Source organism: Pseudomonas sp. (assembly GCF_037994325.1).
Classification (GTDB): Bacteria; Pseudomonadota; Gammaproteobacteria; order Pseudomonadales; family Pseudomonadaceae; genus Aquipseudomonas.
Genome location: NZ_JBBNAH010000472.1, coordinates 1 through 8181, shown reverse-complemented (window position 1 = coordinate 8181; position 8181 = coordinate 1). Strand labels below are relative to the sequence as shown.

The window sequence follows — 8181 nt, the reverse complement described above, 5'->3', positions numbered from 1 at the left end:
GTGCTCGCCCCGCTAGAGCTCGACTACCTACGCCTGTTTATCTACGTCCCCCTGCTAGTCGCCCTAACCTGGGCTGCCCTACGTTTTTGTAGCAGCGAGCGCGCTCGCGAAAGTGCCGCGCTCCTGCAGGGCGCGGGGGGCGCGGCATTGGCTAGCGTGCTGTTGGCCGAGGGGCACAGCGTTGCGATTGCCTTGGCCATGGGCATCGGCGCAGGGCTGGGCTTTTGGCTGGCCTTGCGGGTGATGGCCGATTTGCTTAATCGCCTTGATATAGCCGCCGTACCCGCTGCGTTGCGCGGTATGCCGATTACCCTGATCAGCGCCGGTCTGGTCGGCTTGGCCCTGCTCGGGCTACAAGGGCTGGCGCCGCAATGAGCAGCCTGATTGCCGTTATCGCTATCGACGCCCTGCTGCCGCAAACCCAATGCGGCAAATGCGGGCATCCCGGCTGCAAGCCCTACGCCGAGGGCATTGCCGGGGGCGAGGCGATCAACAAATGCCCGCCCGGTGGCGAAGCGACCATCGAAGCGTTGGCGCAGCTATTGAACGTGCCGGTGTTGCCACCAGAACTGCCGCCAATTCCACCGCAGGTAGCGTTTATTCGGGAAGCGGAATGTATCGGCTGCACCAAGTGCATTCAGGCCTGCCCGGTGGATGCCATCCTCGGCGCGGCCAAGCTGATGCATACGGTGATTGCCGACGAATGCACCGGCTGTGAATTGTGCGTGGCGCCCTGCCCGGTCGACTGCATTGACCTGGTGCCACTGGCCGAGGCCCCGGCGCGCGAACAGCGCCTACGTGCCGACCACTTCCGTGTGCGCCATGAAGCCCACTTGGCACGCCTGAAGCGCGACGAAGCACGGCGCCAGGCGGAGCGTGCCGCGCGGGCCGAACGTATGGTGCAACCGCAAGCGGCTGCCACGCTCGACCCGGTGCAAGCGGCCATTGAGCGAATAAAAGCGCAGAAAGCCGCCGCCCCCAGCGACCAGCAGAAACGCCTGAAAATCGAAGCGGCGATGGCGCAGGTCGCCTACAGCAAAGCGCAAAAACAGCTGGCGACCTATGGCACGCCAGAGCTGGAACAGCAGGTAGAACAATTGCGTCAGGTCGCCGAGGCTGCTCAGGCGGCGCTACAAGCCGCTACAGCAGCCGCGCCTACCGACCCGAGCCAAGTGGCGCTGAAAAAAGCCAAGATCGACCTGGCTGTCGCCCGCGCCGCGTTAAAAACCGCCGAGCGCGAGGGTGCCGAATTAGCGCCACTGCAAGCGGCCTTGAGCGCCGCCGAGCAGGCGTTGCACTGCGCTGAAGACGCCTGCAACAAGCCCGCGCCCAATTTACAACGCATCGACAAACGCCCGATCGACACCCAGGCCCGCGCACTGAAAACCGAGTTGGCCTATGCCCGCGCCGAGGTCAGCAAACTGCAGCGCCAGCAACCCGCGGACGATGCCGCCCTGGCCGCCGCCCAACAACGGCTGCAAGACGCCGAGGCACGCCTGAATGCCTACCACGCCCCCTAACCTGGCCTTCGACCCGCGCCCAAGCATGCAATGGGTGCTGCTCGCTTGCGTGCCGGGAGCGCTGACCCTGAGCTGGTTTTATGGCTGGGGTACGCTGCTGCAACTGCTGGTGGGCCTGGCAACGGCACTGGCGTGCGAAGCACTGGTGCGGCGGCTGCGCCAGCAAACGGCGCCAGCGCTGCTGGAGATGCCAGCGTTGGGCGATGGCAGTGCACTGGTCAGCGCCACCCTGCTGGCCTTGGCGCTACCGCCTTATGCGCCGTGGTGGCTGGGCGTCAGTGCCGGCGCATTCGCCCATCTGTTCGGTAAAACACTGTTTGGCGGCTTTGGCAAAAACCCGTTTAACCCGGCCATGCTCGGTTATGCCTTTGCCCTGCTGGCCTTTCCGGCGCAGATCAATCACTGGCCCGCACCCGGTAGTGGTCAGGGGTTGTTGGCGGCATTGCAGCAGGTATTTATCGGCCAGATGCCGGTCGACGGTTGGAGTCAGGCAACGGTGCTCGACAGCTTGAAACACAACGACCGCCTAACGGTGGACGAACTTTTCCAGCGCCACCCGGCGTTTAGCCAGTGGAGCGCGGGCTGGGTCAATCTGGCATTTCTGCTCGGCGGCGTGCTGCTGTTAAAGCAGCAGGTGATTCGCTGGCATACGCCGGTGGGCGTGCTGGGGGCGTTGTTTGTTGCCAGTTTGCTGTGCTGGAACGGCTCTGGCTCGGACTCCAACGGTTCGCCGTTTTTCCATCTGTTTTCCGGGGCGACCATGCTCGGTGCGTTTTTTATCGCCACCGAGCCGGTGTCCGGCCCCGGTAGCGACCGTGCGCGTTTGCTGTTTGGGTTAGGCGTTGGCGTGTGGCTGTATGTGATCCGCACTTGGGGCGCCTATGCCGATGGCCTCGCCTTTGCGGTGCTGGGCATGAATTTGCTGGTGCCGCTGCTGGAACGATACGCCGCGTGGCGCGCAGGACGTGTGGCCCATGAATAAACGTCACCTAGCCGTACTCGCCTTGCTGCTGATCGCGCTGATTGCCGTGGTAATCGGTGTCGAGCGCTGGCTAAAACCGCAGATCGCTAGCGAGCGACAGGCGGCCGCTGAGCGCGCGTTGTTGGATTTACTCACGCCGGGCAGTTACGACAACCATCCGCTAACGGCGCCGATTGCCCTGCCCGATGGCGAGAAACTGGGCCTGCCAGCACCCGCCTTTGCCTATCTCGCCACCCGCAGTAACAGCCCAAGTGCGGTGCTGTTGCCGGTGCGCGGCACTGGCTATGAAGGCAGTATCGACCTGCTGCTGGCCATCTCTCCTGCTGGGCAATTGCTGTCGGTCAAAGTGCTCAGCGAACACGAAACGCCTGGCTTGGGCGATATCAGCAGCGCGGCGAAAAGCCCGTGGTTGCGCGGCTTTTTTGGCCATAGCGTCAGCGACACCGATTGGCGCATGAAAGCCGACGGCGGTCAGTTCGACCAAATGGCCGGCGCCACCGTAACCTCCCGCGCAGTAAGCCAAGCCGTGCAACAGGGCTTGAGCTATTTCGATGCGCACAAGCCGCTCTTACTCAAGCAGGAGGCGCCATGAGGCCCCTTATGCTGGTAGGCCTGGCGCCGCTGTTGGGCGCTACGGATCTGCTGATCAAAGCGCTGGGGCTCAGTATGGTGGCGCTGCCATTGCTGGTACTGCTGGGCGCGCTCGGCATGCTGCTTAGCCGCCTTGAGGCCAAAGCGCGCGGCCTTGCGCTGCTAGTAGCGGCCTGTGCGCTGCTGACCCTGGCAGACCTGTTGCTGCAGGCCTGGGCATTGGAACTGCGTAACGCCTTGGGGATTTTTCTACCGCTATTGCTCGTGACCGTGGCCGTAGCGCCTGCCGATTTAGCTCAAGGGCTGCGCCAAGGCTTGCTGTTCAGTGGCGCAGCCCTGCTGCTCGGCGCCCTGCGTGAAGGCCTGGGTAGCGGCACCTTGCTCAAGCACGTCGAATGGCTGTTTGGCCCAGCGGCGGGCAATTGGACGCTGCATGTATCCGGCTTTAGCGGCCTGCACCTATTCGCCTTGGTGCCCGGCGCCTTTATTCTGTTGGGCTTGTTATGGGCAATCGCCCGGCGCGTGCTCTCCCCTTCCTCTATTGATTCTGACGCCTGATGAACGCAGCCAAACGTTACGAAATCTTCCGCCGCCTGCACGAAGACAATCCCGAGCCAAAGACCGAGCTGGCCTACACCACGCCGTTTGAATTGCTGATTGCGGTCATTCTTTCGGCCCAGGCCACCGACGTCAGCGTGAACAAAGCCACCGCCAAGCTGTACCCGGTGGCCAATACCCCGGAGGCGATTTACGCCCTGGGGGTCGAGGGTTTGAGCGAGTACATCAAGACCATTGGCCTGTACAACAGCAAGGCCAAGAACGTGATCGAAACCTGCCGGCGCCTGATTGAGCTGCACGGCAGCCAGGTGCCGGACAACCGCGAAGCGCTGGAAGCCTTGCCCGGCGTGGGGCGCAAGACCGCCAACGTGGTGCTTAACACCGCCTTTCGGCAGTTGGCGATGGCGGTGGACACGCATATTTTCCGTGTCAGTAACCGCACCAACATCGCGCCCGGCAAGAATGTGGTTGAGGTGGAGAACAAGTTGATCAAGTTTGTACCCAAGGAATTTCTCTTGGATGCGCACCACTGGCTGATCCTGCATGGCCGTTACGTGTGCATTGCGCGCAAGCCGCGCTGTGGCAGTTGCCGCATCGAAGACCTGTGCGAGTACAAAGCAAAAACATCCGACGATTGAGTTATTTGAGAATTCCCTGACAGTCGATTGAAAAAATCTTTTTTACCAGGTCTGAATTTGCCGATATAAGGTGCGCCAATGGCCCTGTAGCCGGAGTGGACGTCAATGAGCACTAGCAAAGAAGAACTGGAACTCGACGAAGACGTGGTAAGTGAAGACGGCGACGAGGTAGTGGAGGCTCCGGTTGAGGTGGCCAAAACCAACCTGACCAAACGCCGTATCATCGACAATCTCTTGGAAGAGCGTCGGTTGCACAAACAGCTGGCTGAATACGATTTTGATCTGTAGCCAGAAATGAAAAAGCCCCGCTGATGCGGGGCTTTTTGTTTGGGCGTGAACGCTTCAAGTCCTGCGCGCCTGGATTCCCGCCTACGCGGGAATGACGGTGTTACTCAAACCATCTCCGTCCTCCCCGCGCAGGCGGCGGTCCGACGATTCGGGATCCAGGGCTGGCGCAGCGCGATCCGATGCCGGCCGCAGAAATTTCAATCCCCGCGCGACGGCGACAGCAGTTCAATCTTGTAACCATCCGGGTCTTCAACAAACGCCAGAATGCTGGTGCCGTGCTTCATCGGCCCGGGTTCGCGGGTGATTTTGCCGCCACGGCTGCGGATGTCTTCACAGGCTTTGTAAACATCGGCCACTTCCAAGGCGATATGTCCATAGCCGGTGCCTAGCTCATAGCTCTCGACGCCCCAGTTCTGCGTCAGCTCGATCACGCTGTTGTCCGCTTCATTGCCGTAACCCACAAACGCCAGGGTGAATTGACCGTCCGGGTAGTCCTTGCGGCGCAGCAGGGTCATGCCCAGCACTTCGGTGTAGAACGCGATGGATTTATCCATATCGCCGACGCGCAGCATGGTGTGCAGCAGTCTCATCAGTCGTTTCCTCATCTTTTTTGCCCGTTATCCCGGGCTTAGAAATGCAAACCCCGGCGCGTGGCCGGGGTTTGGTCAGGCTGGGCAAGAATATCAGAACAACTTGCGGCCCTTGTTGGCGGCGATGCGCATGCGCAAGGCGTTCAACTTGATAAAACCAGCGGCGTCCGCCTGGTTGTACGCACCGCCGTCTTCTTCGAAGGTGGCGATGTTGGCGTCGAACAGCGATTCATCGGACTTGCGGCCGGTGACGATGACGTTGCCTTTGTACAGTTTCAGGCGCACTACGCCGTTCACGTGGGCTTGGGAGGCGTCGATCATCTGTTGCAGCATCAGACGCTCTGGGCTCCACCAGTAGCCGGTGTAGATCAGGCTGGCGTACTTGGGCATCAGCTCATCTTTCAGGTGAGCGACTTCGCGGTCCAAGGTGATCGATTCAATGGCGCGGTGGGCGCGCAGCATGATGGTGCCACCAGGGGTCTCGTAGCAGCCACGGGACTTCATGCCGACGTAACGGTTTTCGACGATGTCGAGACGACCGATGCCGTTTTCGCCGCCGATTTTGTTCAGGGTCGCCAGCACGGTGGCCGGGGTCATCTCAACGCCGTCAAGGGCAACGATGTCGCCGTTGCGGTAGGTCAGTTCGAGGTAGGTCGGTTTGTCTGGAGCGTTCTCTGGCGAGACGGTCCATTTCCACATGTCTTCTTCGTGCTCGGTCCAGGTGTCTTCCAGCACGCCGCCTTCATAGGAGATGTGCAGCAGGTTGGCATCCATGGAGTACGGCGACTTTTTCTTACCGTGACGCTCGATTGGGATGGCGTGCTTTTCGGCGTAGTCCATCAGCTTCTCGCGCGACAGCAAGTCCCACTCGCGCCACGGGGCAATCACTTTTACGCCCGGCTTGAGGGCGTAGGCGCCGAGTTCGAAACGGACTTGGTCGTTGCCTTTGCCGGTGGCGCCGTGGGAAATGGCGTCCGCGCCAGTTTCGTTGGCGATTTCGATCAGACGTTTGGCGATCAGCGGACGGGCGATGGAGGTACCAAGCAGGTACTCGCCCTCGTAAACGGTGTTGGCGCGGAACATCGGGTAGACGAAATCACGCACGAACTCTTCGCGCAGGTCGTCGATGAAGATTTCCTTGACGCCCATCTGCTGTGCCTTGGCACGCGCCGGCTCAACTTCTTCGCCTTGGCCTAAGTCGGCGGTGAAGGTCACCACTTCACATTGATAGGTGTCTTGCAGCCACTTGAGAATTACCGAAGTGTCGAGGCCACCGGAATACGCCAGGACAACCTTCTTTACGTCCGCCATGCCATCACTCCACGGGGTTCTACGGAAAACCCGCGATTCTACTGACAGACACGCACGATTTACAGAGGCGCGACAGCTTATGACGACCAAGCGACGGATTCTTTCGTCTAAACGACGCCGTACTCAGGAGGTGGCGGCGGGCTTGATCGGTGCTGCAGTGGCCGGCGTAGTTGGCGCAGGCGCCACCGGTTCGCGGGACAGGTGCACGGTAACGCGGCGGTTTTTCGCCCGATTGGCGGCATTGGTATTGGGTACCAGCGGATAACGCTCGCCATGGAAGCGCATGACGATCTGCTCCTCGGGCACGCCATTGGCTTTGAAATATTCCATCACTGCCAGGGCACGCCGGCGGGACATATCGCGGTTAGTCAGGCGATTACCGCCGTTATCGGAATGGCCGTCGAGTTCGACGTGGTTAACGCTGGGATCAGCCTTTAGGTACTGGAGGATGATCTCTAACTTGGCGCGGGAAACTTCATCAAGATCGGTACCGCCACCGGGGAAGTTGACCTGAGCTTGCTTGATCTGGTCGAAGTTCACCGGGAGCAGTTTGGTCGTGCAATCTAGGTAGTCGTGGTAGGCCTTGTTGAATTTCACCGGCAGGAGACGCACTTCAATGCCTTCGCCGCCTTCCGGGGTGCGATGACGTACCAGCGGACTGCGGCCTTCAAGCAAACCGGTGAGCAGGCGTGAACCCTGTTGCTGTGTGCTGTTGAACGGCATGGCGCCGTTTTCGACGGCGACCACACCTAGATTGAGATCGCCCCGGCCCGGCTGCCAGGGCGCCGCGGCCGCCACCAGCGTTGCCGAGCCGGCGCCCAGCCAACGTTCGCGCGCTTGCAGGCGGAAGGTCACTTGCTCGCCGGCGCGGCGAACAAACTGGCCTTGGCCAAAATCCGTAATGTCCTGCGACAAGCGGCACTCGAATTGATCGCCATCCACCTTCCACTCGACTTTTTCCAGGCGCGTTTGGAAGGTGATCGCCATAGCCGGCAAACTGGCAAATAAGCTGAACAGGGCGAGGTAGCGCTGGCGCACGGTAGGCTCCGTAAGGAATTACTGCATTCTCGGTAGGTATCGGTTGGCGTTGGCAAAACTTGATAGCGGGTGCTGCTGTCGGGCTTTTCCGGTAGCATTCGCAGCAGTTTTTACCGCACAAATTTCGCTGATCTGGTATCGCCCCCCATGACCGACCGCCTTACCCTGCTGCGTCCTGACGACTGGCATATTCACCTGCGCGATGGCGCGGTGCTGCCGCACACGGTCGCCGACGTGGCGCGCACCTTTGGCCGCGCCATCATCATGCCGAACCTGGTGCCGCCGGTACGCAACGCTGTTGAAGCCGACGGCTATCGCCAACGCATCCTCGCTGCCCGCCCGGCCGGCAGCCATTTCGAACCGTTGATGGTGCTGTACCTCACTGACCTGACCAGCTCTGATGACGTGCGCGCGGCCAAGGCCTCGGGGTTTGTACATGCCGCCAAGCTGTATCCGGCTGGCGCCACCACTAACTCCGATTCGGGCGTAACCAGCGTCGACAAGATTTTCCATGTGCTTGAAGCCATGGCTGAAGTCGGTCTGCCGTTGTTGGTGCACGGCGAAGTCACCCGCGGTGAGATCGACGTATTCGATCGCGAGAAGGTGTTTATTGATGAGCATCTGACCCGCGTGGTCGAGCGCTTCCCGACGCTGAAAGTGGTGTT

The 8181-nt window shown here is 60.8% G+C and carries 10 protein-coding genes and 1 pseudogene; 8 read left to right on the top strand and 3 right to left on the bottom strand.

All coding sequences use genetic code 11. The features are described 5' to 3' along the window. From AAAB16_RS16045 to AAAB16_RS16015, 7 genes are all read left to right on the top strand, one after another. Positions 1-375, top strand: a 375-nt coding sequence (locus tag AAAB16_RS16045; RefSeq protein ID WP_340664217.1) for an Rnf-Nqr domain containing protein, incomplete at its 5' end; no start/stop codon positions are given. After that, a complete protein-coding gene (rsxB, locus tag AAAB16_RS16040) occupies positions 372-1520 on the top strand; it encodes an electron transport complex subunit RsxB (protein WP_340664216.1) in 1149 nt (382 codons plus the stop codon). The genes AAAB16_RS16045 and rsxB, both read left to right, overlap by 4 nt. Further along, complete coding sequence (locus AAAB16_RS16035) at positions 1501-2502, top strand: RnfABCDGE type electron transport complex subunit D (protein WP_340664215.1); 1002 nt, start codon at positions 1501-1503, stop codon at positions 2500-2502. Before rsxB ends, AAAB16_RS16035 begins: the two co-directional genes overlap by 20 nt. Further along, complete coding sequence (locus AAAB16_RS16030) at positions 2495-3094, top strand: RnfABCDGE type electron transport complex subunit G (protein WP_340664214.1); 600 nt, start codon at positions 2495-2497, stop codon at positions 3092-3094. The genes AAAB16_RS16035 and AAAB16_RS16030 overlap by 8 nt, the downstream gene beginning before the upstream one ends. Continuing rightward, positions 3091-3651, top strand: a complete 561-nt coding sequence (locus tag AAAB16_RS16025) for an Rnf-Nqr domain containing protein (protein WP_340664213.1) — start codon at positions 3091-3093, stop codon at positions 3649-3651. The genes AAAB16_RS16030 and AAAB16_RS16025 overlap by 4 nt, the downstream gene beginning before the upstream one ends. After that, on the top strand, positions 3651-4289 hold the full coding sequence (gene nth, locus AAAB16_RS16020; protein WP_110614968.1) for an endonuclease III: 639 nt from the start codon (positions 3651-3653) through the stop codon (positions 4287-4289). Before AAAB16_RS16025 ends, nth begins: the two co-directional genes overlap by 1 nt. Positions 4290-4394: 105 nt before the next feature. Beyond that, on the top strand, positions 4395-4577 hold the full coding sequence (locus tag AAAB16_RS16015) for a PA3496 family putative envelope integrity protein (RefSeq protein WP_110614969.1): 183 nt from the start codon (positions 4395-4397) through the stop codon (positions 4575-4577). A 197-nt stretch (positions 4578-4774) separates the two neighbouring features. On the opposite strand, the gene gloA is transcribed toward AAAB16_RS16015, so the two are convergent. From gloA to AAAB16_RS16000, 3 genes are all read right to left on the bottom strand, one after another. After that, the gene (gene gloA, locus AAAB16_RS16010; RefSeq protein WP_110614970.1) at positions 4775-5167 is read right to left on the bottom strand and encodes a lactoylglutathione lyase; all 393 of its coding nucleotides are present in this window, start codon (positions 5165-5167) and stop codon (positions 4775-4777) included. Between the two features lie 93 nt (positions 5168-5260). Then, complete coding sequence (locus AAAB16_RS16005) at positions 5261-6478, bottom strand: argininosuccinate synthase (protein WP_340664212.1); 1218 nt, start codon at positions 6476-6478, stop codon at positions 5261-5263. Positions 6479-6601: 123 nt separating this feature from the next. After that, entirely contained in the window at positions 6602-7516 is a 915-nt protein-coding gene (locus tag AAAB16_RS16000) for an OmpA family protein (RefSeq protein WP_340664211.1), read from the bottom strand. A 147-nt stretch (positions 7517-7663) separates the two neighbouring features. Between AAAB16_RS16000 and AAAB16_RS15995 the strand changes: the two are divergent. Beyond that, a pseudogene (locus AAAB16_RS15995) lies at positions 7664-8181 on the top strand (dihydroorotase); the annotation flags it as partial.